This window comes from Actinosynnema sp. CA-299493 (assembly GCF_050946825.1).
Taxonomy (GTDB): domain Bacteria; phylum Actinomycetota; class Actinomycetes; order Mycobacteriales; family Pseudonocardiaceae; genus Actinosynnema.
This window is the reverse complement of record NZ_CP191993.1, coordinates 8,930,864-8,955,552: the sequence shown is the minus strand read 5'-3', so window position 1 is coordinate 8,955,552 and position 24,689 is coordinate 8,930,864. Positions and strand designations below refer to the sequence as shown.

The following is a 24,689-nucleotide window of genomic DNA, read 5'->3' as shown; positions in this document are numbered from 1 at the left end:
GCGTGACTCACGATGGCGGGATCCCGGCCCCCTGGATGAGTGAGGCAGCCGCATGGTCTTCCGCAGTCCGTTCCCCGATGTCGCGGTTCCGGACGTCACGCTGCACGAGTTGCTGTTCGCCGACCTCGATGAGCGCGCCGATCGGGTGGCCCTGGTCGACGGCTCCTCGGGCGCGTCGCTGACCTACCGCCAACTGGCCGGTGCGGTCGACCGCCTGGCCGCCGCGCTGGCCGCGAGGGGGATCGGCAAGGGCGACGTCGTGGGCATCCTCAGCCCGAACACCCCTTACTACGCCGTCGTGTTCCACGGCATCCTGCGCGCGGGCGCCACCGCGACCACCGTCAACGCCCTCTACACGGCGGACGAGGTCGCGCACCAACTGGCGGACGCCGGCGCGAAGATGCTGTTCACGGTGTCCGTGCTGCTGCCGAACGCCGCGCCGGGCGCCGAGAAGGCGGGCATCTCCGACGTGGTCGTGCTGGACGCCGCCGAGGGCTACCCCAGCCTGTCGGCGTTGCTGGCGAACGCCGAGCCGGTGCCGGAGGTGTCGATCGACCCGGCCGAGGACGTGGCCGTGCTGCCGTACTCGTCCGGGACGACCGGCCGGGCCAAGGGCGTGATGCTCACGCACCGCAACCTGGTCGCGAACATCGTCCAGTGCGGGCCGATGCTCCGGATCGGCGAGCGCACGAAGATCCTCGCCGTGCTGCCGTTCTTCCACATCTACGGCATGCAGGTGCTGATGAACAACGGCCTGCACGTCGGCGCGACGGTGGTGACGCTGCCGAAGTTCGACCTGCCCGAGTTCCTGCGGGTGATCCAGGACCACCGGACCGACCGCGTCTACATCGCGCCGCCGGTCGCGGTGGCGCTGGCCAAGCACCCGCTGGTCGACCAGTACGACCTGTCCGGCATCGACACGATCTTCTCCGGCGCCGCGCCGCTGGACGTCGACCTCGCGGCGATCGTCGCCAAGCGCCTGGGCTGCCGCGTCTCGCAGGGGTACGGGATGACCGAGATGAGCCCGGTCAGCCACGCGATCCCGGACGGCCGCGACGACATCTCCGTCGGCACGGTCGGCGTCATCGCGCCGAACATGGAGTGCCGCTTCGTCGACCCGGCCACCGGTGAGGACGTGGGCGTCGGCGAGCGCGGCGAACTCTGGTGCCGAGGCCCGAACGTCATGAAGGGCTACCTGAACAACCCCGAAGCCACCGCCGCCACGCTCGACGAGGACGGCTGGCTGCACACCGGCGATGTCGCGGTCATCGACGAGAACGGCCTGGTCAGCATCGTCGACCGGGTGAAGGAGCTGATCAAGTACAAGGGCTACCAGGTGCCGCCGGCGGAGTTGGAGGCCCTGCTGCTGACGCACCCGGAGATCGCCGACGCGGCCGTGGTCGGCGTGCGCGACGCGGAGGGCGAGGAGGTGCCGAAGGCCTTCGTCGTCCGCCAGCCGGGCACCGAACTCGACGAGTCCGCCGTGATGTCCTTCGTCGCCTCCCAAGTCGCCCCGCACAAGAAGGTGAGGGTCGTGGAGTTCATCGACACGATCCCGAAATCGGCCGCGGGCAAGATCCTGCGCAAGGACCTCCGCGCCCGCGAGGCGTCTGCCTGAATTCGCTCGCGAGACCCCCGGTGGCGACTGCGCTGCCGGGGGTTCTCCGTTGTCCGGTCACTCGATGGTGTGGACCTCGGCTACTCAATGAGCCCGGTCGGTCACGGTGCACAACCATGTCGGGTGCGAATCGGAACCACACATCGGAGAGCACACCCATGCGCATTCTCGGAAGGCTGGCCGTCGCGGCCGGCGCCACTGCCGTCATCCTGCTGGCCTCCCCGGCCGCCAACGCCGCCGACGCCGCGATGGAGCGGACGACCGGCGCGATGGACGCCGTTCCCAGCGGCGACGCGCTGGGCGCGCTGACCAGCCTGCTGCGTCCGGTGACCGGCGGGCTCGGCGGCACGACCGGTGGCCTCGGCGGGCTCACCGGCGGGCTCGTGGGCATCGGCGGCCTCGGCGGCTGAGCCGGCTCCGGGCCGGGTCCGCGAGAGGCCCGGCCCGCCCGCCCGGCTGCACCGATCAAGGTCACACCCGCCACCGACGTGAGCCGGGCCGGTCCATCTGGCAGGCTGACGCCCATGGCTGTCGGAACCCTGGTGCTGCTCCGCCACGGCGAGAGCGTCTGGAACGCGGAGAACCTGTTCACCGGTTGGGTGGACGTCCCCCTCTCGGAGAAGGGTGTGAACGAGGCGAAGCGCGGCGGCGTGCTGCTGCGCGAAGCGGGCGTGCTGCCGGACGTGGTGCACACGTCGCTGCTGCGACGGGCCATCGGCACCGCCAACCTCGCCCTCGACGCGGCCGACCGGCACTGGATCCCGGTCCGCCGGGACTGGCGGCTCAACGAGCGCCACTACGGCGCGCTCCAGGGCAAGAACAAGAAGCAGACCCTGGAGGAGTTCGGCGAGGAGCAGTTCATGCTCTGGCGCCGCTCCTACGACACCCCGCCGCCGCCCATCGAGCCCGGCACCGAGTTCAGCCAGGACAGCGACCCCCGCTACGCCGACCTCGGCCCCGACCTGCCGCTCACCGAGTGCCTGCTGGACGTGGTCAAGCGGATGATCCCGTACTGGGAGTCCGCGATCGTGCCGGACCTGCTCACGGGCCGGACGGTGCTGGTGGCCGCGCACGGCAACTCGCTGCGCGCCCTGGTCAAGCACCTCGACGGCGTCTCGGACGAGGCGATCGCGGGCCTGAACATCCCCACCGGCATCCCGCTGCGCTACGACCTGGACGAGGAGCTGAAGCCGCTCAAGCCGGGCGGCGAGTACCTCGACCCGGACGCGGCGGCCGACGCCATCAAGGCCGTCGCCAACCAGGGCCGCTAGACGAGACCGAGCTCGCGGGCCCGCGCCCCGGCCTGGAACCGGGACGACGCGCCCAGCGCGGTCATCAGCTCCGCCACGCGACGGCGGTACGTGCGCAGGGACACACCCAGCGCGCGTGCCGCCGTCTCGTCCGTCCACCCCTCGTTCAACGCGTCCAGCACCCCGGGCGCGAACGCCCGCAGCTCGGCCATCTCCGCCTCGTGCACGGCCAGCTGGGTGCCCGCCCGCCACGCCGCCTCGAACAGCGACGTGATGCCGTGCACCACCTCGGGCTGCGTGATCACGCTGTAGCTGCGCGCGCCGTGCGACTCGTCGCCCGCCAGGATCACCACGCGGCCGTCCAGCACGATCGTCTCGTTCACGTCGTGCGCGCTGACCCGCACGTCCGCGCCGTGCTCGGCCATGTGCCGCGCGTGGTGCGCCCACCGGGGGTCGAGCAGGGTGCTCAGCCGGAACAGCTTGCGCACCCGCAGGCCCGGCGGGTGCCGCGCGATGCCGGCGCGCGGGTGGGTGCCCATCCACGTGCGCAGCGCGTTCGCCGCGCACAGCAGCTCGGTCCTGGTCGCCGTGAACAGGTGGGCCGTCCGCTCGTACAGCTCGGCCTCACCGCGCACCACGGTCATCGCGTCCACGGTGATGAGCATGGCAGCAAGCTGCCAATCCCGGCGGGCGCGATCGTGGAAGGCGATCGTGGACACCATGCTGAACCTCAAGCGCGTCGGGTACGGCGCGATGCAACTCGCCGGACCCCACGTCTTCGGCCCGCCCGCCGACCCCGAGAACGCCAAGGCCGTCCTGCGCCGCGCCGTCGAGCTGGGCGTGGACCACATCGACACCAGCGACTTCTACGGCCCGCACGTGGTCAACGAGCTGATCAAGGCCGCGCTCCACCCGTACCCGGAGGAGCTGACCATCGTCACGAAGGTCGGCTACCGCCGCACGCCGGACGGCGACTGGGTCGCCGCGCGGGAGCCGGGGGAACTGCGCGACGCCGTGCACGACAACCTGCGCCGGCTCGGCCTGGAGCGGCTGGACGTGGTCAACCTCCGCGTCGGCGGCGCGCACGACCCGGAGTCCGTCGAGGAGCCGTTCACCGTGCTGGCCGAGCTGCGCGAGCAGGGCCTGATCCGCGACCTCGGCCTGAGCAACGTCCGCGAGCACCACCTGGACCAGGCGCTGACGATCGCGCCGGTGGTGTGCGTGCAGAACCTCTACAACGTCACCGACCGCGAGCACGAGAAGCTGCTCGACCGCACCACCGCCGACGGCATCGCCTTCGTGCCGTTCTTCCCGCTCGGCGGGTTCACGCCCTTCCAGCACGACACCCTGAACGACGTCGCCGCCAGGCACGGCGCGACCGACCGCCAGGTGGCGCTGGCGTGGCTCCTGCACCGCGCGCCGAACGTCCTGCTCATCCCCGGCACGTCCTCCACTCGTCACCTGGAGGAGAACCTGGCTTCCGCGGATCTGCACCTGTCCGAACAAGACCTGACTCAATTGGACACGATTGGGTGAACGGCGGTCGTCTGCCGGGAGAACATCGGTCCCAGACGGTGTCGCAGGAGTCACGAACCACGCCTGAACACTAGGCCGTACCCCGCCTGACCTGCTTACGATGCGCTGGTGACCGCAACGGGTTACCTCGTCCTGTCGATCGGCGCTCTGCTGATCGGCGGCGTCGCGTTCCTCGCCGGACGGACGACCGCACGGGCACGCGACACGCGTCCGCGCGGCCTCACCGTCGCCGACCTGATGGCCATGGTCGTCCACTCGTCCCCCGACGGCATCGCCGTGCTCAACGCCTTCGGTGACGTCGTGCTGCACAACACCCGGGCCGAGGAGCTGGGCGTGGTGCGCAACAACCGGGCGGACGACCGGGCCAGGCGCGCCGCCGAGATGGCCCGCCGCAACGGTGGCGTGATCTCGGTGGACCTGTCGTCGCTGGAGGTCATCAAGGGCCGCCAGCCGCAGGCCGTGCACGCCACCGTCAAGGTGCTCACCGAGGGTTTCGCGGTGGTCGACGCCACCGACGAGTCCGAGTCGGTGCGGCTGGAGGCGACGAGGCGCGACTTCGTGGCCAACGTCAGCCACGAGCTGAAGACCCCGGTCGGCGCGCTCGCGCTGCTGGCCGAAGCGGTGCTGGACGCGTCGGACGACCAGGAGGAGGTCCGCCGGTTCAGCGCCAAGATCATGCAGGAGGCCACCCGGCTGGGCACGCTGGTCACCGAGCTGATCGCGCTGTCGCGGTTGCAGGGCGCGGAGAAGCTGCCGGAGCTCAGCCGGGTCGAGGTCGACGTGGTCATCGACGAGGCGATGGGCCGCTCCAGGCTGGCCGCCGAGTCGGCGGGCATCGAGATCGCCACCGACGCCCCGAGCGGCCTCGAGGTCGAGGGCGACCGGACGTTGCTGGTCACGGCGCTGAGCAACCTCCTGGACAACGCGGTCGCGTACTCGCCGCCGGGCAGCCCGGTGTCGGTGAGCCGCAAGCTGGTCGACGGTGTCGTGGAGATCGCCGTCACCGACCGCGGCATCGGCATCGCGGAGGACCAGCAGATCCGCGTGTTCGAGCGCTTCTACCGGGTCGACAAGGCGCGGTCGCGGGCCACCGGGGGCACCGGGCTCGGCCTCGCCATCGTCAAGCACGTCGCCAACAACCACGGCGGCGAGGTGAAGCTGTGGAGCCTGCCGGGCACCGGCTCCACCTTCACGCTGCGCATCCCGGCTCATCCCGACCAGGACGAGCCCACCCAGGACCTGCCGACGCAGGAGCTGGCGAGCCCGGTGCCGAGCGGCACGGGCAGCAACCACGGAGGAGAGCTGTGACCAGGGTGCTCATCGTGGAGGACGAGGAGTCCTTCGCCGATCCGCTCGCCTTCCTGCTGCGCAAGGAGGGCTTCACCGCGGCGCTCGCGGCCACCGGCCAGGAGGCGTTGGAGGAGTTCGACCGCAACGGTGCCGACATCGTGCTGCTCGACCTCATGCTGCCCGGCATGAGCGGCACGGACGTGTGCAAGCAGCTGCGCGCCCGCTCCGCCGTTCCGGTGATCATGGTCACGGCGCGGGACAGCGAGATCGACAAGGTCGTCGGCCTGGAGCTGGGCGCGGACGACTACGTCACCAAGCCGTACTCGGCCCGTGAGCTGATCGCCCGCATCCGGGCCGTGCTGCGGCGCGGCGGCGAGTCCGAGGAGCTGCTGCCGCAGGTCCTGGAGGCGGGGCCGGTGCGGATGGACGTGGAGCGGCACGTGGTGACCGTGGACGGCGGCGAGGTGAGCCTGCCGCTCAAGGAGTTCGACCTCCTGGAGTACCTGCTGCGCAACGTCGGCCGGGTGTTGACCCGCGGCCAACTGATCGACCGGGTGTGGGGCGCGGACTACGTCGGCGACACCAAAACCCTGGACGTGCACGTCAAGCGGCTGCGGTCGAAGATCGAGCCCGACCCCTCGGCGCCCCGGTACCTGGTCACCGTGCGCGGACTGGGCTACAAGTTCGAATCCTGATCACCCCGACCAGGTACGGTGCACCGCGTGCGCCTAGGGGTGCTTGATGTCGGGTCGAACACCGTCCACCTCTTGGTGGTGGACGCTCATCGTGGTGCCCACCCGACGCCGATGAGTTCGGAGAAGTCCGTGCTGCGCCTCGCGGAGCAGCTGGACGGCGTCGGGCTGCTCGGGCGCGAGGGCGCCGACCAGCTGGTGCGCACCGTCGCCGCCGCCAAGGCGTCGGCGGAGCGGCTGGGCTGCGAGGACCTGATGGCGTTCGCCACGTCCGCGGTGCGCGAGGCGGGCAACTCCGCCGAGGTCCTGGACCGGGTGCGCGCCGAGACCGGCGTCGACCTGCAGGTGCTGACCGGCGAGGACGAGGCGCGGTATACGTTCCTCGCGGTGCGCCGCTGGTACGGCTGGTCGGCGGGCAGGCTGCTGTGCCTGGACATCGGCGGCGGGTCGCTGGAGCTGGCGGTCGGCGTGGACGAGGAGCCGGAGGAGGCGTTCTCGGTGCCGTTGGGCGCGGGCAGGCTGACCCGGACCCGGTTCCGCCACGACCCGCCGACCAGGGCCGAGGTGGGCGAGACCGCCGAGTGGCTGGCCGAGCAGCTGGCGCCGGTGGCGAAGAAGCTCCGCCGGGTGGGCGCCCCCGATCGGGTGGTCGCGACGTCGAAGACGTTCCGCACGCTGGCCAGGCTGACCGGCGCCGCGCCGTCGTCGGCCGGTCCGCACGCGCGGCGCGTGCTCACCGATTCGGGCCTGCGGCAGCTCATCGCGTTCATCTCCCGGATGTCCGCGGCCGACCTGGCCGAGCTCGAAGGGGTGAGCGCGAGCCGGGCCCACCAACTGGTGGCGGGCGCGCTGGTGGCGGAGGCCACCATGCGAGCGCTGTCACTCGGCGAGCTGGAGATTTGTCCCTGGGCCCTGCGGGAAGGTGTCATCCTGCGTCGGCTGGACCACACTGGTGGTGCGGAACCGGACGACACCCCACCGGATCGCACCCGCCGGACGGGTGACACTGGACGGACTGGCCGCCACGGGGCACGGTGGAGTTGATGAGTCGAGAGAGCGAGTCGGAGCAGACCCAGCGCACCGTCGCGGAGTTGCTCGCCCAGTACGGCGGGGGCTCCGGCGAGGTGACGCCGCGTCGGCGACGGCGCCGTGCCGAAGAGACCTCGGACACCGCTCCGCAGGCCATCATCGACCGGGTCAACTCCGACAGCGGCCAGCTGCGCGCCATCCGCGACGAGCCCGAGCCGCCGCCCGCCGCGCCACCGGCGCCGTTGTCGCCCGCGCCGTTGCCGCAGCGGCAACGTCCCGTCGAGGCCGAGCGCACGGCCTACCAGCCGCCGGTGTCCCGTCCCGAGCCGCCCGCCTCCCGGCTGGAGCCACCCGTCTCGCGGCTGGAGCCGCCAGCCTCGCGGCTGGAACCACCCGCGTCCCGGCTGGAGCCGCCGAAGAAGGCCGAGTCCGGGCGCAGACGCGCGCCCGACGTCGATCCCGCCGAGGAGACCCGGGTCGTGCCGCCGATCGTGGCGGACTACCAGGGTGAGCCGTCCCGGTCCACCCTGCCGACACCGCCGGTCAAGCCGGAGGCGTCGCGCTCGAACCTGGTGCGGCCCGTGCCGCCCGGCGTGCCGCCCGCGGCGAAGTCGCCGGTGCGCGAGCCGGTCACCGAGGTGATACCGCGCATCACCGACAAGCTCACGCCGAACGTGCCGCTGGAGTCGCTGCCGACCGAGTCGGTGCTGATCGTGCCGCCCGCGCCGCCGAGGCTGCCCGAACCGCTGCCCGACCAGTCCGCCGAGGACTGGTTCGGCGACGACGAGCCGGCAGAGGCCGTCGAGGGCGAGAGCACCGCGTTCCACCCGTACGTCGACCTCGACGAGGAAGACGAGGACGAGGACTACCCGCGCCGCGACTTCAAGCGCCGCGACCCCGACGACGACGGCCCCGCCGGGTTGGGCGACCTCGACGACGAGGACGACGAGGACGAGCGCCCCGCCGACCGCTCGGCGGGCAAGGAGTGGCTGCTCATGATCGGGCAGCTCGCCGCCGGCGTGATCGGTGGCGCGGCGCTGTGGCTCGGCTTCAACTTCCTGTGGCGCACGGCCGCGCCCGCGGCGCTGGTGGTGGCCCTGGCGGTGACCGTGGGCCTGGTGATGATGGTCCGCAAGATCCGCCGCGCGGACGACCTCCAGACGACCGTGCTGGCGGTGCTCGTCGGGTTGATCGTGACGGTGTCGCCCGCGGCGATGCTGCTGGTGAACTCTTGATCCCGGTCGGCCTGTCCACCGCGGCCGTGTGGCCGCAGCCCGCGGGCGCCGCGTTCGAGGCGGCGGCCGAGCTGGGGTACGACGGCGTCGAGGTCATGGTGTGGGCCGACCCCGTGAGCCAGGACGTGCGCGCGGTGGACCGGCTGTCCAAGCGCTACGGCGTGCCGGTGCTGGCCGTGCACGCGCCGTGCCTGCTGATCAGCCAGCGCGTGTGGTCGCCGGACCCGGCCGAGCGGCTGCGGCGCAGCGTCCAGGCGGCCGGTGACCTGGGCGCGCGGACGGTCGTGCTGCACCCGCCGTTCGTGTGGCAGCGGCGGTACGCGGAGGGGTTCGCGGACCTGGTCGCGTCGCTGGAGGACGACAGCGGCGTCGCCATCGCGGTGGAGAACATGTTCCCGGTGCGGCGTCCCCTCGGCCGGGGGCGATCGGTGCAGGTCACGGCGTTCCGGCCGTCGATCGACCCGACCGACGTCGGCCACCGGAACTACACGCTGGACCTGTCGCACGCCTCGGCCGCGCACGTGGACGCGATGGAGCTGGCCAAGCGCATGGGCGACGGGCTGGCCCACGTGCACCTGGCCGACGGCTCCGGCCTGCCCAAGGACGAGCACCTGGTGCCCGGCCGCGGCACCCAGCCGTGCGGCGAGCTGCTGGCCCACCTGACCCGCACGGGCTTCACCGGGCAGGTCGTGCTGGAGGTCAACACCCGCCGCGCCCGCACCGCCGCCGAGCGCACCGAGCTGCTGACCGAATCGCTCCTGTTCGCCCGCCTGCACCTCTGACCAACCTCCAGCCCGCGCGTGTCCTACGTTCGGAACGACCGTGTCCTACGTTCGGGACACCCGAATTCAACGCTCGGGTCACCGGACGCCGAACTCGCATCCGCTCCGGCGCGGGTCAGCGGCTAGGGTCTTGATCGTGAACCCGGTGCGCACGTTGATCCTCGCCGCCGCGAGCAACGACACGGTGCGCCGGGTCGTCGCGACCGCCCCCGTCAGCCGTGACGTGGTGCGCCGGTTCGTGGCGGGTGAGACCACCGCCGACGCGGTCGACGCGGCCGGCCGGCTGATCGGCGACGGCCTGCGCGTCACCCTCGACCACCTCGGCGAGGGCACCGCCGACCGCGCCACCGCCGACTGGGCCGTGCGCGCCTACCTGGAGCTGCTCGACCAGCTGCACGACGTCGGCCTCGCCGCGGACGCCGAGGTCAGCGTGAAGCTGTCCGCCGTCGGCCTCGGTTCGAGCGAGGCGTTCGCGCTGGACAGCGCCTCCCGCGTCTGCGCGGCGGCCGAGCAGGCGGGCACCACCGTCACCATCGACATGGAGGACCACGCCACCACCGACGCCACCCTGCGCGTGCTCGCCGAGCTGCGCCGCCACTGGCCGTCGACGGGCGCGGTGCTCCAGGCGTACCTGCGCCGCACCCTGGACGACGTGCGCGAACTCGCGGACACGCGCGTCCGGCTGTGCAAGGGCGCGTACGCCGAACCGCCGTCGGTGGCCCACGTCGACCCGCACGAGGTCGACCTCAACTACGTGCGCTGCGCCAACGTCCTGCTGGCCGGCTCCGGTTACCCGATGTTCGCCACCCACGACCCGCGCCTGATCGAGATCGTCTCCGAACGCGCCCGCTGGCACGGCAAGGCGGTCGACGACTTCGAGTTCCAGATGCTTCACGGCGTCCGGCCGGGCGAGCAGCGGCACCTGGCGGCGGAGGGGCACGTCGTGCGCGTCTACGTGCCGTACGGGCGGCAGTGGTACGGGTACCTGACGCGCCGGCTGGCCGAGCGGCCGGCCAACGTCGCGTTCTTCCTGCGTTCGCTGGTCAGCCGCTCGTGAGGAGCCCTGTGTCCTTCTCGGTAGCCAGTGCGGTCCGCCCCCTCGGCGACGGCACGTACACCGCGTCCCTGCCCGCCGAGTGGACCGTCGGCCCCAAGCCGCACGGCGGGTTCCTGCTGGCCCTGGTCGCGCGGGCGGCGGTGGACAGGGCGCGGGCGGCCGTGCCGGGGGCGGACGACCTCGCGCCGCTGTCGGTGAGCACGCAGTTCCTGCGCGCGCCCGAGGTGGGGCCGGTGCTGGTGCGGACCGAGGTGCGCAAGGCGGGCCGGACGGCGACCGTGGTGACGTCGACGCTGGAGCAGCGCGGGCGCAGCTGCGTGGAGGCGGTGGTGACGGTCGGGCGGATGCCGACGGCCGCGCCGGACTACGCCGATCTGCCCGACATGCCCGCCGCGCCGCCGCCGGACGCGATCGACCTGGCGTCCATGGGCGCGGCCGGCGTGTACAAGCTCGGCGCGGTGTGCGACGTGCGGCTGGACCAGAAGGGCGCGGGGTTCCTGACCGGACGGGTCGGCGACCCGCTGGTGCTGCGGCTGTGGGCGCGTCCGCTGGGTGAGCGGCCGGACCCGTACTTCGCGCTGGTCGCCGGTGACATCTCGATGCCGGTGACGTTCAACCTCGGCCGGTTCGGGTGGTCGCCGACCGTGCAGCTGACGGCGTTGCTGCGGGCGAACCCGGCGCCGGGGTGGCTGCGCGTGCGGGTGTCGTGCAGCGCGGTGCACGGGCAGTGGTTCGACGAGGACGCCGTGGTGATCGACTCGGCCGGGCGGCTGGTGTGCCAGGCGCGGCAGCTGGCGCTGACGCCAGCGACCTGAGCGTTGAACTCGGGGGTCCTGAACGTAGGACACGGTCGTTCTGGACGTAGGACACGCGCGGGACCTGTGGGTATTCGGGTTGTGGTGGCGTGGCAGGCTTGGCGCATGACGACCATCGCCGTGCTGGGTGCCGGCAAGATCGGTGAAGCGCTGCTGTCGGGGCTGCTCCAAGGGGGGCGCAAGGCCGATGACCTGCTGTTCACCGAGAAGCACCCGGAACGGGCCGCCGCGCTGACCGAGCGGTACGGGGTGGCGGGCCTGGACGTGCCAGGAGCCGCCCAGCGGGCCGACGTCCTCGTGGTCGCGGTCAAGCCGCAGGACATCGAACCGCTGCTGGACGAGCTCGCACCCGTGCTCAAGCCCGGCACGCTCGTCGTGTCCCTGTGCGCGGGCCTGCCGACGTCCCTGTACGAGCGCAGGCTGCCCGACAGCACGCCCGTGGTCCGGGTCATGCCGAACACCCCGATGGTCGTCGGCGAGGCGATGAGCGCCATCTCGGCGGGCCGCTACGCCACCGACGAGCACCTGAACCTGGTCGAGGAGCTGCTGACGACCGTGGGCAAGGTGGCCCGCGTCCCGGAGAACCAGCAGGACGCCGTCACCGCGCTGTCGGGCTCCGGCCCCGCCTACTTCTTCTACCTGGTCGAGGCCATGATTGACGCGGGCATCCTGCTCGGCATCCCGCGCGACCTGGCCGGCCGGCTGATCATCCAGTCGGCGGTGGGCGCGGCCACCATGCTGAACGAGGGCGACCAGCACCCGGTCATCCTGCGCGAGGCCGTCACCTCGCCCGCCGGCACCACCATCATGGCCATCCGCGAGCTGGAGAAGCACGGCGTGCGCGCGGCCATGCTGGCGGCCATCGAGGCGGCCCGCGACCGTTCGGTGGAGCTGGGACGGGGCCACGAGGCGGACTGATACCGCCATTAGCCGTCGCACCAGTCCCACCCGTCCCGTTACCCTCAGGGGAGCACGTGCGTGTCGAACCGTCGGTGGGGAAGCCGACGGCACGACGCGTGTCGAAGGACGCGGTGATCCAATGCCTGCGGAGGAGAAGTCCCTCGGTCAAGTCAGATTCATGACGGTCGCCGAGGTCGCGCTGATGATGCGCGTGTCCAAGATGACGGTGTACCGCCTGGTCCACTCCGGTGAGCTGACGGCGGTGCGCGTGGGAAAGTCGTTCAGAGTGCCGGAGAAGGCGGTCGACGAGTACCTGCGGAACGCCTACTTCGACGCCGGGTGACGGCGCGATCGGGCCGCCGGGTAAACTCATAGGCCGTTCGTGCCTGGTGTCGGCGCGCCCACTTGACGGGTGTCTCCACCGGCGCGTGGAGACCACCCGACGTCTAGTAGTGAAGGAACCCGCATGGGCTCGGTCATCAAGAAGCGCCGCAAGCGCATGTCGAAGAAGAAGCACCGCAAGTTGCTGCGCAAGACGCGGGTCCAGCGCAGGAAGCGCGGCAAGTAACCCCTGCGGGTTCTAGCACCGCCAGTCCCCGGCCACACCGGTCGCGGGACTGGCGGTGTCTTCGTTCCTCGCCACCCGGCGTGGTCCCGCCATCCGGGTGATTCACCGGTGAAGCCCCGGTGACCTGCGTCGAGAGGACGTTCCGCGACCGATCGCGCTCCCGGTTCCCGGCTAGCATCGTCGAGTCGCACCACCCGCACAGGGAGTCGCATGGCGCCCAAGGTCGTTCTCGTCACCGGTTGCAGCCGCTACCTCGGCGGTCACCTCGCCGCGCGCTTCGCGGCGAACCCCGACATCGAGCGCGTGCTCGGCGTGGACACCGAACCGCCGTCGCGCGACCTGCTGCGCCGCATGGGCCGCGCCGAGTTCGTGCGCGCCGACATCCGCAACCCCCTCATCGCGAAGGTCATCGCCACCGCGCAGGTCGACACGGTCGTGCACGCGTCGGTGACGGCGAACCCGGCCGGCCCCGGCGGGCGGACCGCGATGAAGGAGATGAACGTCATCGGCACGATGCAGCTGCTGGCCGCGTGCCAGAAGTCGCCGCACGTGCGCAAGCTGGTGGTGAAGTCGACCAGCGCGGTCTACGGGTCCAGCTCGCGCGACCCGGCGGTGTTCACCGAGGACATGGGTCCGAAGGACCTGCCGTCCAGCGGGTACGCCAAGGACGCGGTCGAGGTCGAGGGGTACGTGCGCGGGTTCGCGCGCCGCAGGCCGGACGTGGACGTCACCGCGCTGAGGTTCGGCAACTTCATCGGCCCCCGCATCGACACGGTCCTGACCAGGTACTTCGCCCTGCCCGTCGTGCCGACGGTGATGGGGTACGACGCCAGGGTGCAGCTGCTGCACTCCGAGGACGCGCTGGCCGTGCTGGAACGGGCCGCGCTGCACGACCTGCCCGGCGTCTACAACGTGGGCGGTGACGGCGTGCTGATGCTGTCGCAGGCCATCCGCCGGGCGGGCCGGGTCAGCCTGCCCGTGCCGAGCGCGGCGGTGCCGACGATGGGCCGGTTGTTCCGCGGCGCCCGGCTGGTGGACTTCTCGCCGGATCAGATGAGGTTCCTGAACTGGGGCCGGGTGATGGACACGACCCTGCTGAAGCGGGAGTTCGGGTTCACGCCGAGGTGGACCACCCAGCAGGCGTTCGACGACTACGTGAGCGGGCGCGCGCTGCGCCCGGTCATCGATCCGGGGTTGGTGGCGTCGATCGAGCGCGGTGTGCTCGACCTCGCCGCGAGGTTCCGCTAGCGGCGACGCCGGCGGGGTCGGCGATCAGACGACGTCGGCGATCAGACAGAGGAGGTGGCACGTGGCAGAGGCACGGGTGATCCCGTTGCACGGTGCAGACCGGGGGGCGGACCGGGGGGCGGACCGGGAGGCGGCCCGACGACGGCGCGCCGCGGACCAGGCCCTCGGACCGGTTCCCGTGCCCGAACCGCCCGCGCCGGAACCGGAGCCGGAACCGGAGCCGGCCGGGGGCGCGACGGGCTGGGAGCAGCGCCTGGCCGACCTGCTGGCGTTCACCCGCAGGCGCCTGCGGGGCGACTACGAGGTGGACGAGTTCGGCTTCGACCCGGACCTGACCGACCACGTCCTGATGCCGCCGCTCAAGCCGCTGTACGAGCGGTGGTTCCGGGTGGAGACGATCGGGATGCACAACGTCCCGGGCGAGGGCGGCGCGCTGATCGTCGCCAACCACTCCGGCACCCTGCCGCTGGACGCCACGATGACCGCGTACGCGGTGCGCGCCGACCACCCGAAGCGCCGCCACCTGCGGATGCTCGGCGCCGACCTGGTGTTCAAGACGCCGGTGCTCGGCGCGCTGGCCCGCAAGTCGGGTCAGACGCTGGCGTGCAACCCGGACGCGGAGCGCCTGCTCAGGTCGGGCGAGCTGGTCGGCGTGTGGCCGGAGGGCTTCAAGGGCGTCGGCAAGCCGTTCCGGGACCGGTACAAGCTCCAGCGGTTCGGCCGGGGCGGGTTCGTGTCGGCGGCGTTGAACACCGGCGTGCCGATCATCCCGTGCTCGATCGTGGGCGCCGAGGAGATCTACCCGAAGATCGGCGACATCAAGGCGCTGGCCAGGCTGTTCGGCTTCCCCTACTTCCCGGTGACGCCGTTCTTCCCGCTCCTGGGCCCGCTCGGCGCGATCCCGCTGCCGTCGAAGTGGTACATCGAGTTCGGCGAGCCGATCCGGACCGACGTCTACGGCGAGCACGCGGCGGACGACCCGATGCTGGTGTTCAACCTGACCGACCAGGTGCGCGAGACCATCCAGCAGACCCTGTACCGGCTGCTCACGCAACGGCGCAACGTCTTCCTCGGCTGATCACGCTTCGCAGGGGTCCTCGCCCAGGGGACCCCTGCTTTGATCTTGCCGGCGTGGACCGACGGTCGCGGTCGGTCGGAGCGGGTCTGTGGACAACTCGCGGGCGTCAGCGGACGCGGCGGCGGTAGGCCAGGGTGGCGGCCACGGCGCCGGCCAGGGCGCCGGCGCCGAGGACGGACGGGACGCCGATCTTCGCCGCCTTGCGGCCGGTGCGGAAGTCGCGGATCTCCCAGCCGCGCTTGCGCGCCGTCTCGCGCAGGCCGGAGTCCGGGTTCACCGCGACCGCCGTGCCGACCACCGACAGCATCGGCACGTCGTTCACCGAGTCCGAGTACGCCGTGCACCGGCGCAGGTCCAGGCCCTCCTTCGCGGCCAGCGCCCGCACCGCGTGCGCCTTCGCCCGGCCGTGCAGCAGGTCGCCGACCAGCCGTCCGGTGTAGATGCCGTCGGTGTTCTCCGACACCGTGCCCAGCGCGCCGGTCAGGCCCAACCGCCGGGCGATGATCTGCGCCAGCTCCACCGGCGTCGCGGTGACCAGCCACACCCGCTGCCCGGCGTCCAGGTGCATCTGCGCCAACGCCTGGGTGCCCGCCCAGATCCGGTCCGCCATCAGCTCGTCGTAGATCTCCTCGCCGAGCGAGATCAGCTCCGCCACCGACCGGCCGGCCACGAACGAGAGCGCCTGCTCACGGGACGCCGCCACGCTCTGCGGGTCCTCCCGGCCGCCGACCCGGAACTTGAGCTGCTGCCACGCGAACCCGGCCAGGTCCGAGTTCTTGAAGTACTTGCGGGCGGCGAGACCCCGGGCGAAGTGGAAGATCGACGCGCCCATCATCATCGTGTTGTCGACGTCGAAGAAGGCGGCGGCGGTGAGGTCGGTGGGCGCGCTCCCGGACGGCCCGACCGTGGTCGCGGCCTCGGCCGAGGCCTCGCCGGCCAGCGCGGCACGCCGCTCCCGTTCCGCCGAGCCCTCCACCACACGCCTTTTCACCACGTCAGCGCCTCCCGCGGTCCGATGGGGACAGGGTAGCGATCAGCCGCCGAGGCCGGGCAGCGGCAGCGACGGGAGGGTCAACGTGGGCAGCGGGAGCAGTGGTCCGGGGGTCGTGGTGGTCGGCGCGGGTGGCGCCGGGGGAGCCGTGGTGCCCGGCACGCCGCCGCCCGGTGTGCTCGTGCCGCCCGGTGCGTAGCCGGGCGTGGTGGGGGCGACGGCGGCGGTGCTGGTGGTGGTCGGCGGCGCGGACGGCGAGTCGCTCGGCGGGACGCCGGGGTCGACGGGTCGCGCCGCGCACTCGTCCTCGGCGGGCACCGGCCCGACCTGGTCGACCTGCCCCGACGTCACGGCCGCGCAGTCGGCCCTGGCGTGCAGCGCGGACGCGCGGTCGGCGATCCGGTCGAGCAGGTCCAGCGACGTGCCCGCGCGGTCGGCGGCCTCGGCGGGCAGCGACGCGCGCAGCCCGGTCAGCCGGGTGGCCTGCGAGTCGGCCCAGTCGCGCAGCCCTTCGAGGACGCGTCGGTCCGCGCTCGACCCGAGCGCGGTCAGCACCCGGGAACCGGCCGCCGCGTCGGCGTCGAAGTCCGTCAACGCGGTCAGGTAGCCGCCGAGCGGTCCGCCGCCGGACTCGCGGTACCGGTCGACCAGGGTCTCGATCTCGGCGACGCGCGCGGCGGCGAACTCCAGGCGCTTGTAGCCCTTCGACTCCTCGCCGAAGGTGAGGCCGAGCGAAGCCGACTCGGCGGTGCGCTTGACGCCGTACAGCGCGTCGCCCGGCAACGCGTCCCGGCTGAGCAGCAGGCTCATCCCGGCCAGCGAGAACAACAGGCACAGCGCCGCGGCGAGGGCCACCGCTAATCGTCCGCGCGCGCCGGTGCGGCGTTCCCGGACGGGCCGGTCGAGCTTGGTCGGCGGCGCCTCGGCCGCGCCCAGCACCCGTGCCCGCATGCGCGCCTTGGCGGCCTCGTCGGGCCCCACCGTGACTGCGGCTTCCCGCAGCAGGGCGACCACCGCCAGCTCCTCGGCGAGCTCGTCGTCCTCGGGCGGCGCGGACCCGGGGTGCGCTTCGACCGCGCGGGCGAACCGCTCGCGCTGCCTGTGCCGCCGCAGCGGCGTGACCCCTTTGCCTACCATCCCGCTTGGCCAACCATCCCGCACGTCTTGAGCGCTCCTGCCCCGGACAACGAACCGGGAGGTCCCGGGGTTACGCGCACGCCGGGAGGTGCGACGGTGATCTCACCGCAGCCAGGTGGGCAGCAGTTGGGCCAACCGGCGCACCGCCCGGTGCTGCAAGGCCTTGATGGCGCCCTCATTGCGTCCCATCCTCGCCGCCGTTTCCGCCACGGACAAGCCCTGGATGAAGCGGAGGGTGATGCATTCGCGCTGGTCGTCACCCAGTTGGGCGACACAGCGGAGCAGTTCGGCGTTGGTCGCGTCGGTCAGCACTTCCTGCTCGGGACCGTCCGTGACCTCGCGGTTGTCCGCCAGCTCGGCCGTCGTGATCTCCAGTCGGTAGCGGCTGGACTTCACGTGGTCGAAGACGATGTTCCGCGCGATCGTGACGAACCACGCGCCCACGTCCCGGCCCTGGTAGCTGATGGACCCGATGCTGCGCAGCGCGCGGAGGAACGTCTCGCTGGTCACGTCCTCGGCCAGGGTGCGGTCACCGACCCGGAAGAGCACGTAGCGGTAGACCACGTCGACGTACCGGTCGTACAGCGCGCCGAACGCGTCCGTGTCGCCGCCCTGAGCGGCGCGGACCAGGTTCCACGGCTCTTCGGCCGCGTTGCTCTCCACGCTCTCGATCGTGCTGGACTGCCCTCCCGCACTCCACTTCGAGCGGAGCGTCCGGATGGTTCGGACGGAGTTCTCGCGTGCCCTTGCGGTCATCGGCTCGCGGCACCTCCACAGAGTCGCCGTGCCGGCAGCATACGTCTTGTTACTCCGTAGTAGGTAGCGGCAAGTGGTCTCGAATCCGCGACGCGGGTGGAGGCACTGCGTGACGCCGCCCGGCCGTGACAGACTGCGCTGAGGTCCGCTGTGGTTCACCAGGAGGTCACGTTGACCGCATCCGCAAGCAACATCGCCGACCTGGTTCGCGCCTCCGCGCACCGTGGACCCAAGCACGCCGCGCTGGTGGATGTCACGACCCACGGCGACCGGACGACCGCGACCAGCCACACCTGGGCCGAGTTCGACGCCGCCGTCGACGGCGAGGCGCACCGGCTCGTCCGGGCGGGCGTGCGGCCGGGTGACCGGGTGGTCGTGCGGCTGCCCACCGGCGCCCCCTTCTGCGTCGCCGTCTTCGGCGTGCTGCGGGCGGGCGGCGTGCTGGTGCCCGCCGGACCCGGCCAGCCGGCGCGCGAGTTGCGGCGACTGGTCGACGACAGCGGCGCGAAGCTGCTCGTCGGCGACGCCGGCGGCGTGGACGTCGAGGTGCTGCCCGCGCCGTCGATGGAGCCGGGCGAGGAGTTCCCCGCGATCGGCTCGGGCGAGGACCTGGCCGTGCTCGGCTACACCTCCGGCACGTCCGGCTCGCCGCGCGGCGCGATGCTGTCGCACCGGGCGCTGCTGGCCAACGTCGCGCAGTGCGCGTCCCTGCGCCCCGCGCCGGTGACGGCGGGCGACCGGGTGCTGCTGGCGCTGCCGCTGTTCCACGTCTACGGCCTGGGCCCGGGCCTGCTCCAGGTGGCGGGCGCGGGCGCGACGGCCGTGTTGCTGGAGCGGTTCGACCCGGACCAGGCGTTGACCGCGATCCGCGAGCACCGGGTGACCACGGTGGTCGGCGTGCCGCCGATGTACGCGGCGATCCTGGCCGAGCCCGTCGAACGGCTCCGCGAGGACCTGGCCACCGTCCGCCTGTTCACCTCCGGCGCGGCGCCCCTGGCGGCCGGCCTGCTCGACGCCGTGCGCGCCGCCGTCGGCCTGCCCGTCTACGAGGGCTACGGCCTGACCGAGACCGGTCCCGTGCTGACCACCACCCTGGCCGGCGGCGCGCCCAAGGCGGGGTCGGTCGGCCGCGCGCTGCCCGGCGTGCTGGTCCGGCTGGTCGACTCCGACGGCCGGCCGCTCGACCAGGACGAGGACGAGCCCGGCACCGGCCTGGTCGCGGCCAAGGGCGACAACCTGTTCAGCGGCTACTGGCCGGACCGCGCGCACGGGCCCGACGCCGAGGGCTGGTTCCGCACCGGCGACGTCGGCTACCTCGACGCCGACGGCGACCTGCACCTGGTCGACCGGGCGGGCGACCTGATCATCGTCAACGGCTTCAACGTCTACCCGCACGAGGTCGAGCAGGTGCTGGCCGAGCTGGCCGGCGTGGCCGAGGCGGCGGCGGTCGGCGTGCCGGACGAGCGGACCGGCGAGTCGGTGAAGGTCGTCGTGGTGCCCGCCGCGGGCGCGGAGCTCACTGAGGACGCGGTGAAGGACCACTGCGCCGGTCGGCTGGCGAAGTTCAAGGTGCCGACCGTGGTCGAGTTCGCCGACGCGCTGCCGCACTCGCCGACCGGCAAGCTCGCGCGGGCCCGGCTGCGGCTACCCCTAGCCTGAACGCCGTGAGCCACCACGTCACCTTGATGAGCCGGGTCGACTGCCACGCCTGCGAGCAGGCCCGGGCCGACCTGGAGCGGATCTGCGGCGAGCTGGGCGTGCCCTGGGACGTGCGGGACGTCGACGCCGACCGCGAGCTGCGCGCCGAGTACGGCGACCGGGTGCCGGTGATCCTGGTCGACGGCGAGGAGCACGGGTACTGGTCGGTCGAGGAGGACCGGTTGCGCGCCGCCCTGCGCTGACGATTACCGACCGCTTACGGAATCGCCGGACCGGGCCGCCGAGGGTGTCGAATCACCTCGTGACACGTGCGACCGCCGCCCTCATCGGAATCCTCGGCGTGGCCGCCGCGCTCGCGGCCGGGCACCTCGTCGCGGGCGTGGTCGGGCCGTCGGCCTCGCCGTTCCTCGCGGTGGGCAACACCGCGATCGACCTCACGCCGAGCGCGCTGAAGGACTTCGCGATCCAGGCGTTCGGCACCTACGACAAGCTCGTGCTGCGGCTCGGCATGGCGGTGGTCCTGCTGGTCGCGGCCGTCGTCGCGGGCCTGCTGTCCCGCCGCTCGCCGCGGCCGGGCACGGTCCTGGCCGTCGTCCTGGGCCTGCTCGGCGTCGGCGCCGTGCTGTACCGGCCCGACCTGGGACAGCTCGGCGTCCTCGCGCCCGTCGCGGCCCTGGCCGCCGGTGTCGCGGTCTTCCGGTGGCTGCACGCCAAGGCGCTCGACCCGGCCGACCCCGCCGAGGGCAGGCGCGCGTTCCTCGTCGCCTCGGGCGCGACGGCGGCGGTCGCCGGTCTCGCCGCCCTGGTCGGCCGGTTCGCGGGCGACCGGGTGGACGTCGAGGCGTCGCGACGGGCCGTGGGCGCGCTCGAACCGGCCTCGCCCGCGCCTCCCGTCCCGCCGGGCGCGGACTTCGCCGCCGAGGGCACCCCCGCCTTCATCACGCCGAACGCCGACTTCTACCGCATCGACACCGCGCTGAGCGTGCCGCGCGTGCGCGCCGAGGACTGGGTGCTGCGCGTGCACGGCCTGGTCGACCGCGAGCTCACCCTCCGCTACGACGACCTGCGCCGCCGTGACCTGGTCGAGCGCACGATCACCATGGTCTGCGTGTCCAACGAGGTCGGCGGGCACTACGTCTCCACCGCGAACTTCGTCGGCGTGCCGCTGCGCGACGTGCTGCTGGAGGCGGGCGTCCGGCGGGGCGCCGACCAGCTGTTCTCCACCAGTGCCGACGGCTGGACGGCGGGCTCGCCGGTCGACGTGGTCATGGAGGAGGACCGCGGCGCGCTCATCGCCCTGGGCATGAACGGCGAGCCGCTGCCGCTGGAGCACGGCTTCCCGGCCCGCCTGGTCGTGCCCGGCCTCTACGGCTACGTCTCGGCCACGAAGTGGGTCGTCGACCTGGAGCTGACCACGTTCGAGGCCAGGCGCGGCTACTGGCTGGACCGCGCGTGGGCGGCGAAGGCGCCGGTCAAGGTGATGTCCCGGGTCGACCGCCCGGCGGGCCGGTCCACGGTCTCCGGCCGGGTCGTCGCCACCGGCGTGGCGTGGGCCCAGCCCACCGGCGTCCAGCGGGTCGAGGTGCGGGTCGACAACGGCCCGTGGCGGACCGCCGCGCTGTCCGACGAGGTGAACGGCTCGACGTGGCGCATGTGGCGGGTGGAGCTCGACCTGCCGTCCGGCGGTCACACCATCGAGTCACGCGCCACCGACAAGTCGGGCTTCACCCAGCCCCAGACCCGCCTCGCCCCGATCCCCGACGGCGCGACCGGCTGGCACTCCGTCTTCTTCACGGTCCGGTGACCGGGAGTTCACCCCAAGGTGGAGCCGCGCGTCCGCGTTGGTCCGGGGTCCGGTCGCCGACTTTGTGCATGCGTTCACAAGCGGTACGGTGGGTGCATCACTCCGCTGGTGGCGATACCCGGCGGGTCAGTGCGACGGATGTCGAGGAGTTCCAGCGTGGCGGCTCAGCGGGGCGAGGGTGACGGTGTCGTGACCCGCCCGGGGGAGACCGGCCCCGAAGCGCCCGCCGACGTCCGGGAGCGGGCGCGCGCGATCCCCGAGGCGGCGGTGGCGCGGCTCGCGGTCTACCTCCGCGTGCTCTCGGGCATGGTCGAGCAGGGCGTGACGACCATCTCCAGCGAGGAGCTCGCGGGCGCGGCGGGGGTCAACTCGGCCAAGCTCCGCAAGGACCTCTCCTACGTCGGCTCGTACGGCACGCGCGGCGTCGGCTACGACGTCGAGGTGCTCGTGAGCCACATCGAGCGCATCCTCGGCCTCACCCGCAAGCACTCGGTGGCGGTCGTCGGCATCGGTAATCTTGGTCACGCGCTGGCCAACTACGGCGGCTTCCCCAGCCGCGGCTTCCCGGTCGCCGCGCTGTTCGACATCGACCCGGACCTGACGGGAGTGCCGGTAGGCGGCATACCCGTCAACCACATCGACGACATCACGTCCGTCTGCGCGGAGCGCGAGGTCTCGATCGGGGTCATCGCGACACCCCCGCAGGCAGCTCAGGCCGTCTGCGACCGTTTGGTATCCGCCGGAGTCCAGTGCATCCTGAACTTCGCACCCGTCGTGCTCCAAGTGCCGGACTACGTCGAAGTGCGCAAGGTCGACCTGGCGGTCGAGATGCAGATCCTGTCGTTCCACGTCGCGCGACGGGCTGACGAGGCCGCCGGTGACGTCGTCAACGGCATCGGTGTGGACGGGGTGGTGATTCGCCCGTGATCGTGCGGGTAGCGAGCCGATCGGTGGTGCGCGCATGAGCGTGCTCGTCGTCGGTCTTTCCCACCGGACCACCCCGGTTCCCGTGCTGGAGCGCGTCGCGGTCGCCGACGCCGACCGCGGCAAGGTCCTCGACCAGCTGCTGGCGGCGCCGAGCGTGTCCGAGGCCGTGCTGCTGTCGACCTGCAACCGGGTCGAGGTGTACGCGGTCGTCGAGACGTTCCACGGCGGCATGAACGAGGTCGTCGAGGTGCTCGCCCGCCAGGCCGGGGCCGAGCCCGCCGACCTGTTCGAGCACCTGTACGTGCACTACTCCGCCGCCGCCGTCGAACACCTGTTCTCGGTGGCCGGCGGCCTCGACTCGATGGTGGTCGGCGAGGCCCAGATCCTGGGCCAGCTGCGCACCTCCTACAACGCCGCCGACGAGCAGGGCGTGGTCGGCCGCACCCTGCACGAGCTGATCCAGCACGCCCTGCGGGTCGGCAAGCGCGTGCACACCGAGACCGACATCGACCACGCCGGCGCGTCCGTCGTCTCCGAAGCCCTCGCGGACGCCGCGGCGGCCCTCGACGGCCTCGAAGGGCGCAAGGCGCTCATCGTCGGCGCGGGCTCCATGGGCGGCCTGGCCGCCGCCCACCTGCGCCGAGCCGGCATCGGCGGGGTCGTGATCGCCAACCGGACGCCCGCCAACGGCGAACGCCTGGCCACGGCCCTGCGCGCGGACGGCGTGAACGCCACCTCGACCGGCCTGGACACCCTCGCCGCCGAGGTCGCCGAGGCCGACGTGCTGTTCGCGTGCACCGGCTCCGTCGGCACGGTCGTCGGCGCCGAGCACATCGGCGACCGCGCGCCGGACCGGCCGCTGGTCGTCTGCGACCTCGGCCTGCCCAAGGACGTCGACCCGGCGGCGGCGCTGCTCGACGGCGTCCGCGTGGTCGACCTGGAGACCCTCCAGCGCAGGCTGTCCGACGCCCCGACCGGGCAGGGCACGCTGCGCGCGGCGGAGATCGTGGCCGAGGAGGTCCGCGCCTACCTGGCCGGACAGCGCTCGGCCGGGGTCACGCCCACCGTGACGGCGCTGCGCAAGCGGGCCGCCGAGGTCGTGGACGCCGAGCTCCTGCGGCTGGACTCGCGGCTGCCCGAGCTGCCCGCACCGGTCCGCGACGAGCTGGCCAAGACCGTGCGCCGGGTGGTGGACAAGCTCCTGCACACCCCCACCGTGCGGGTGAAGGAGCTGGCCGCCGCGCCCGGTGGCGCCGGTTACGCCGAGGCGCTGCGCGAGCTGTTCGGGCTCGACCCGCAGGCGCCGTCCGCCGTCAGCACCCCCCATTCGACGCAACCCAAAGGTGAGAAGCGGTGAACCGCACCCTGAGGATCGGCACCCGCGGCAGCGCCCTCGCGCTCGCGCAGACCGGCCACGTGGCCGACGCGCTGCGCGACGCGGGCGCGACCGTGGAGATCGTCACGATCTCCACGCCCGGTGACCGCTCGTCCGCACCCATCGCCGAGATCGGCATCGGGGTGTTCACCTCGGCGCTGCGCGACGCGCTCGCGAACGGCGAGATCGACGTCGCCGTGCACTCCTACAAGGACCTGCCCACGGCGCCCGACCCGCGCCTGTCGCTGGCCGCCGTCCCGCTGCGGGAGGACCCGCGCGACGCGCTGGTCGCCCGCGACGGCCTGACCCTCGGCGAACTGCCGACCGGCGCGAAGGTGGGCACCGGCTCACCCCGCCGCGCCGCGCAGCTCAACGCCCTCGGACTGGGCATCGAGGTCGTCGCTCTCCGCGGCAACGTCGACACCCGCATCCGCAAGGTGGCGGACGGCGAGCTGGACGCCGTCGTGCTCGCCCGCGCCGGCATCGCCCGCCTCGGCCGCACGGCCGAGATCACCGAGACCTTGGAGCCCATCCAGATGCTCCCCGCGCCCGCACAGGGCGCCCTCGCAGTGGAGTGCCGGGTCGACGACGTCGACGCCGAACACCTACTCCAGTCCACTTTGGACGATTCGGCCAGCAGGGCCGCTGTCGCCGCCGAGCGTGCCCTCCTGGCCGCGCTCGAGGCAGGTTGCAGCGCGCCGGTCGGCGCACTGGCCGATGTGGTGGAAGACCTCGCCGAAGACGCGGGCGACGCGGACGGAACGACGCGAGTCGTCCTCCGCCTGTCCCTGCGCGGGGTCATGGCGACGGAGGACGGCTACCTCCTCCGTGCGTCCGCCACCGGTGACTTGACCGCAGCAGAGGAACTCGGCCGCGCGCTGGCCGCCGAGTTGCTCGACCTCTCCGGCCACGCCACCGCGTCGCCGGCGGGGCGTAGTTGAT

Annotated in this window: 26 protein-coding genes; 22 read left to right on the top strand and 4 right to left on the bottom strand. The window is 72.7% G+C overall.

Going from position 1 to position 24,689, the window contains the following annotated elements:
• The first annotated feature begins 52 nt into the window (after positions 1 to 52).
• The 3 genes from ACQPYE_RS38675 to ACQPYE_RS38665 all read left to right on the top strand — a co-directional run bounded on the left by ACQPYE_RS38675 (position 53) and on the right by ACQPYE_RS38665 (position 2,889).
• Positions 53 to 1,618: a 4-coumarate--CoA ligase family protein gene (locus ACQPYE_RS38675; RefSeq protein WP_498718048.1), complete on the top strand. Its 1,566-nt coding sequence runs from the start codon at positions 53 to 55 to the stop codon at positions 1,616 to 1,618.
• Positions 1,619 to 1,776: 158 nt separating this feature from the next.
• Positions 1,777 to 2,028 carry a hypothetical protein gene (locus ACQPYE_RS38670; RefSeq protein WP_498718047.1) on the top strand — a complete coding sequence of 84 codons (252 nt, stop codon included), beginning with the start codon at positions 1,777 to 1,779 and terminating at the stop codon, positions 2,026 to 2,028.
• Positions 2,029 to 2,142: 114 nt separating this feature from the next.
• Positions 2,143 to 2,889 (top strand): phosphoglyceromutase, encoded by a 747-nt coding sequence (locus ACQPYE_RS38665; protein WP_498718046.1) that lies wholly within the window; start codon positions 2,143 to 2,145, stop codon positions 2,887 to 2,889.
• Here ACQPYE_RS38665 and ACQPYE_RS38660 read toward each other — a convergent pair.
• Positions 2,886 to 3,533 carry a DNA-binding response regulator gene (locus ACQPYE_RS38660; protein ID WP_498718045.1) on the bottom strand — a complete coding sequence of 216 codons (648 nt, stop codon included), beginning with the start codon at positions 3,531 to 3,533 and terminating at the stop codon, positions 2,886 to 2,888. The genes ACQPYE_RS38665 and ACQPYE_RS38660 overlap by 4 nt on opposite strands.
• Before the next feature lie 55 nt (positions 3,534 to 3,588).
• On the opposite strand from ACQPYE_RS38660, the gene ACQPYE_RS38655 reads away from it, so the two are divergent.
• The 13 genes from ACQPYE_RS38655 (at position 3,589) to ACQPYE_RS38595 (ending at position 15,098) form a co-directional block, all read left to right on the top strand.
• Positions 3,589 to 4,404 carry an oxidoreductase gene (locus ACQPYE_RS38655; RefSeq protein WP_498723073.1) on the top strand — a complete coding sequence of 272 codons (816 nt, stop codon included), beginning with the start codon at positions 3,589 to 3,591 and terminating at the stop codon, positions 4,402 to 4,404.
• 108 nt (positions 4,405 to 4,512) lie between these two features.
• A complete protein-coding gene (locus tag ACQPYE_RS38650; RefSeq protein WP_498718044.1) occupies positions 4,513 to 5,712 on the top strand; it encodes a sensor histidine kinase in 1,200 nt (399 codons plus the stop codon).
• A complete protein-coding gene (locus tag ACQPYE_RS38645; RefSeq protein ID WP_123745146.1) occupies positions 5,709 to 6,389 on the top strand; it encodes a response regulator in 681 nt (226 codons plus the stop codon). The genes ACQPYE_RS38650 and ACQPYE_RS38645 overlap by 4 nt, the downstream gene beginning before the upstream one ends.
• Before the next feature lie 27 nt (positions 6,390 to 6,416).
• Positions 6,417 to 7,430, top strand: coding sequence for a Ppx/GppA phosphatase family protein (locus ACQPYE_RS38640; RefSeq protein WP_498718042.1), 1,014 nt, complete (start codon positions 6,417 to 6,419; stop codon positions 7,428 to 7,430).
• Positions 7,430 to 8,650, top strand: a complete 1,221-nt coding sequence (locus ACQPYE_RS38635; RefSeq protein WP_498718040.1) for an Rv0497 family membrane protein — start codon at positions 7,430 to 7,432, stop codon at positions 8,648 to 8,650. Before ACQPYE_RS38640 ends, ACQPYE_RS38635 begins: the two co-directional genes overlap by 1 nt.
• Positions 8,647 to 9,432 carry a sugar phosphate isomerase/epimerase family protein gene (locus ACQPYE_RS38630; RefSeq protein WP_498718039.1) on the top strand — a complete coding sequence of 262 codons (786 nt, stop codon included), beginning with the start codon at positions 8,647 to 8,649 and terminating at the stop codon, positions 9,430 to 9,432. The genes ACQPYE_RS38635 and ACQPYE_RS38630 overlap by 4 nt, the downstream gene beginning before the upstream one ends.
• A gap of 136 nt (positions 9,433 to 9,568) precedes the next feature.
• Positions 9,569 to 10,489 carry a proline dehydrogenase family protein gene (locus ACQPYE_RS38625; protein WP_498718038.1) on the top strand — a complete coding sequence of 307 codons (921 nt, stop codon included), beginning with the start codon at positions 9,569 to 9,571 and terminating at the stop codon, positions 10,487 to 10,489.
• 8 nt (positions 10,490 to 10,497) lie between these two features.
• Positions 10,498 to 11,304 (top strand): thioesterase family protein, encoded by an 807-nt coding sequence (locus tag ACQPYE_RS38620; RefSeq protein ID WP_498718037.1) that lies wholly within the window; start codon positions 10,498 to 10,500, stop codon positions 11,302 to 11,304.
• Between the two features lie 105 nt (positions 11,305 to 11,409).
• The gene (proC, locus tag ACQPYE_RS38615; protein ID WP_498718036.1) at positions 11,410 to 12,222 is read left to right on the top strand and encodes a pyrroline-5-carboxylate reductase; all 813 of its coding nucleotides are present in this window, start codon (positions 11,410 to 11,412) and stop codon (positions 12,220 to 12,222) included.
• A 121-nt stretch (positions 12,223 to 12,343) separates the two neighbouring features.
• The gene (locus tag ACQPYE_RS38610; protein ID WP_498718035.1) at positions 12,344 to 12,547 is read left to right on the top strand and encodes a helix-turn-helix domain-containing protein; all 204 of its coding nucleotides are present in this window, start codon (positions 12,344 to 12,346) and stop codon (positions 12,545 to 12,547) included.
• Positions 12,548 to 12,670: 123 nt separating this feature from the next.
• Positions 12,671 to 12,772 (top strand): 30S ribosomal protein bS22, encoded by a 102-nt coding sequence (locus ACQPYE_RS38605; RefSeq protein ID WP_015105422.1) that lies wholly within the window; start codon positions 12,671 to 12,673, stop codon positions 12,770 to 12,772.
• A gap of 210 nt (positions 12,773 to 12,982) precedes the next feature.
• Positions 12,983 to 14,020, top strand: coding sequence for an NAD-dependent epimerase/dehydratase family protein (locus tag ACQPYE_RS38600; protein ID WP_498718034.1), 1,038 nt, complete (start codon positions 12,983 to 12,985; stop codon positions 14,018 to 14,020).
• A gap of 61 nt (positions 14,021 to 14,081) precedes the next feature.
• Entirely contained in the window at positions 14,082 to 15,098 is a 1,017-nt protein-coding gene (locus ACQPYE_RS38595) for a lysophospholipid acyltransferase family protein (RefSeq protein WP_498718033.1), read from the top strand.
• 106 nt (positions 15,099 to 15,204) lie between these two features.
• Here ACQPYE_RS38595 and ACQPYE_RS38590 read toward each other — a convergent pair whose 3' ends face one another.
• The 3 genes from ACQPYE_RS38590 to ACQPYE_RS38580 all read right to left on the bottom strand — a co-directional run bounded on the left by ACQPYE_RS38590 (position 15,205) and on the right by ACQPYE_RS38580 (position 17,982).
• Positions 15,205 to 16,092, bottom strand: a complete 888-nt coding sequence (locus tag ACQPYE_RS38590; RefSeq protein WP_498718032.1) for an HAD family hydrolase — start codon at positions 16,090 to 16,092, stop codon at positions 15,205 to 15,207.
• Between the two features lie 39 nt (positions 16,093 to 16,131).
• The gene (locus ACQPYE_RS38585; RefSeq protein WP_498718031.1) at positions 16,132 to 17,226 is read right to left on the bottom strand and encodes a DUF5667 domain-containing protein; all 1,095 of its coding nucleotides are present in this window, start codon (positions 17,224 to 17,226) and stop codon (positions 16,132 to 16,134) included.
• Positions 17,227 to 17,328: 102 nt separating this feature from the next.
• Complete coding sequence (locus ACQPYE_RS38580; protein WP_201437783.1) at positions 17,329 to 17,982, bottom strand: sigma-70 family RNA polymerase sigma factor; 654 nt, start codon at positions 17,980 to 17,982, stop codon at positions 17,329 to 17,331.
• A gap of 171 nt (positions 17,983 to 18,153) precedes the next feature.
• Between ACQPYE_RS38580 and ACQPYE_RS38575 the strand changes: the two genes are divergently transcribed.
• The 6 genes from ACQPYE_RS38575 to hemC all read left to right on the top strand — a co-directional run bounded on the left by ACQPYE_RS38575 (position 18,154) and on the right by hemC (position 24,688).
• On the top strand, positions 18,154 to 19,641 hold the full coding sequence (locus tag ACQPYE_RS38575) for an AMP-binding protein (RefSeq protein WP_498718030.1): 1,488 nt from the start codon (positions 18,154 to 18,156) through the stop codon (positions 19,639 to 19,641).
• Positions 19,642 to 19,646: 5 nt separating this feature from the next.
• Positions 19,647 to 19,883 carry a glutaredoxin family protein gene (locus tag ACQPYE_RS38570; protein WP_201437781.1) on the top strand — a complete coding sequence of 79 codons (237 nt, stop codon included), beginning with the start codon at positions 19,647 to 19,649 and terminating at the stop codon, positions 19,881 to 19,883.
• Positions 19,884 to 19,942: 59 nt separating this feature from the next.
• Positions 19,943 to 21,445: a molybdopterin-dependent oxidoreductase gene (locus tag ACQPYE_RS38565; protein ID WP_498718029.1), complete on the top strand. Its 1,503-nt coding sequence runs from the start codon at positions 19,943 to 19,945 to the stop codon at positions 21,443 to 21,445.
• A 138-nt stretch (positions 21,446 to 21,583) separates the two neighbouring features.
• Complete coding sequence (locus tag ACQPYE_RS38560) at positions 21,584 to 22,372, top strand: redox-sensing transcriptional repressor Rex (protein ID WP_498718028.1); 789 nt, start codon at positions 21,584 to 21,586, stop codon at positions 22,370 to 22,372.
• A 34-nt stretch (positions 22,373 to 22,406) separates the two neighbouring features.
• Entirely contained in the window at positions 22,407 to 23,729 is a 1,323-nt protein-coding gene (locus tag ACQPYE_RS38555; protein ID WP_498718026.1) for a glutamyl-tRNA reductase, read from the top strand.
• On the top strand, positions 23,726 to 24,688 hold the full coding sequence (hemC, locus tag ACQPYE_RS38550; protein ID WP_498718025.1) for a hydroxymethylbilane synthase: 963 nt from the start codon (positions 23,726 to 23,728) through the stop codon (positions 24,686 to 24,688). Before ACQPYE_RS38555 ends, hemC begins: the two co-directional genes overlap by 4 nt.
• Position 24,689: the final 1 nt, after the last annotated feature.

Bases quoted from the DNA above. Each gene is read 5' to 3' on its own strand.
- ACQPYE_RS38560 (WP_498718028.1), top strand. From the start codon at position 21,584: ATGTCGAGGAGTTCCAGCGTGGCGGCTCAGCGGGGCGAGGGTGACGGT.
- proC (WP_498718036.1), top strand. From the start codon at position 11,410: ATGACGACCATCGCCGTGCTGGGTGCCGGCAAGATCGGTGAAGCGCTG.
- ACQPYE_RS38665 (WP_498718046.1), top strand. From the start codon at position 2,143: ATGGCTGTCGGAACCCTGGTGCTGCTCCGCCACGGCGAGAGCGTCTGG.
- ACQPYE_RS38655 (WP_498723073.1), top strand. From the start codon at position 3,589: ATGCTGAACCTCAAGCGCGTCGGGTACGGCGCGATGCAACTCGCCGGA.
- ACQPYE_RS38605 (WP_015105422.1), top strand. From the start codon at position 12,671: ATGGGCTCGGTCATCAAGAAGCGCCGCAAGCGCATGTCGAAGAAGAAG.
- ACQPYE_RS38580 (WP_201437783.1), bottom strand. From the start codon at position 17,982: ATGACCGCAAGGGCACGCGAGAACTCCGTCCGAACCATCCGGACGCTC.
- ACQPYE_RS38610 (WP_498718035.1), top strand. From the start codon at position 12,344: ATGCCTGCGGAGGAGAAGTCCCTCGGTCAAGTCAGATTCATGACGGTC.
- ACQPYE_RS38585 (WP_498718031.1), bottom strand. From the start codon at position 17,226: ATGGTAGGCAAAGGGGTCACGCCGCTGCGGCGGCACAGGCAGCGCGAG.
- ACQPYE_RS38660 (WP_498718045.1), bottom strand. From the start codon at position 3,533: ATGCTCATCACCGTGGACGCGATGACCGTGGTGCGCGGTGAGGCCGAG.
- ACQPYE_RS38675 (WP_498718048.1), top strand. From the start codon at position 53: ATGGTCTTCCGCAGTCCGTTCCCCGATGTCGCGGTTCCGGACGTCACG.
- ACQPYE_RS38600 (WP_498718034.1), top strand. From the start codon at position 12,983: ATGGCGCCCAAGGTCGTTCTCGTCACCGGTTGCAGCCGCTACCTCGGC.
- ACQPYE_RS38555 (WP_498718026.1), top strand. From the start codon at position 22,407: ATGAGCGTGCTCGTCGTCGGTCTTTCCCACCGGACCACCCCGGTTCCC.
- ACQPYE_RS38635 (WP_498718040.1), top strand. From the start codon at position 7,430: ATGAGTCGAGAGAGCGAGTCGGAGCAGACCCAGCGCACCGTCGCGGAG.
- ACQPYE_RS38670 (WP_498718047.1), top strand. From the start codon at position 1,777: ATGCGCATTCTCGGAAGGCTGGCCGTCGCGGCCGGCGCCACTGCCGTC.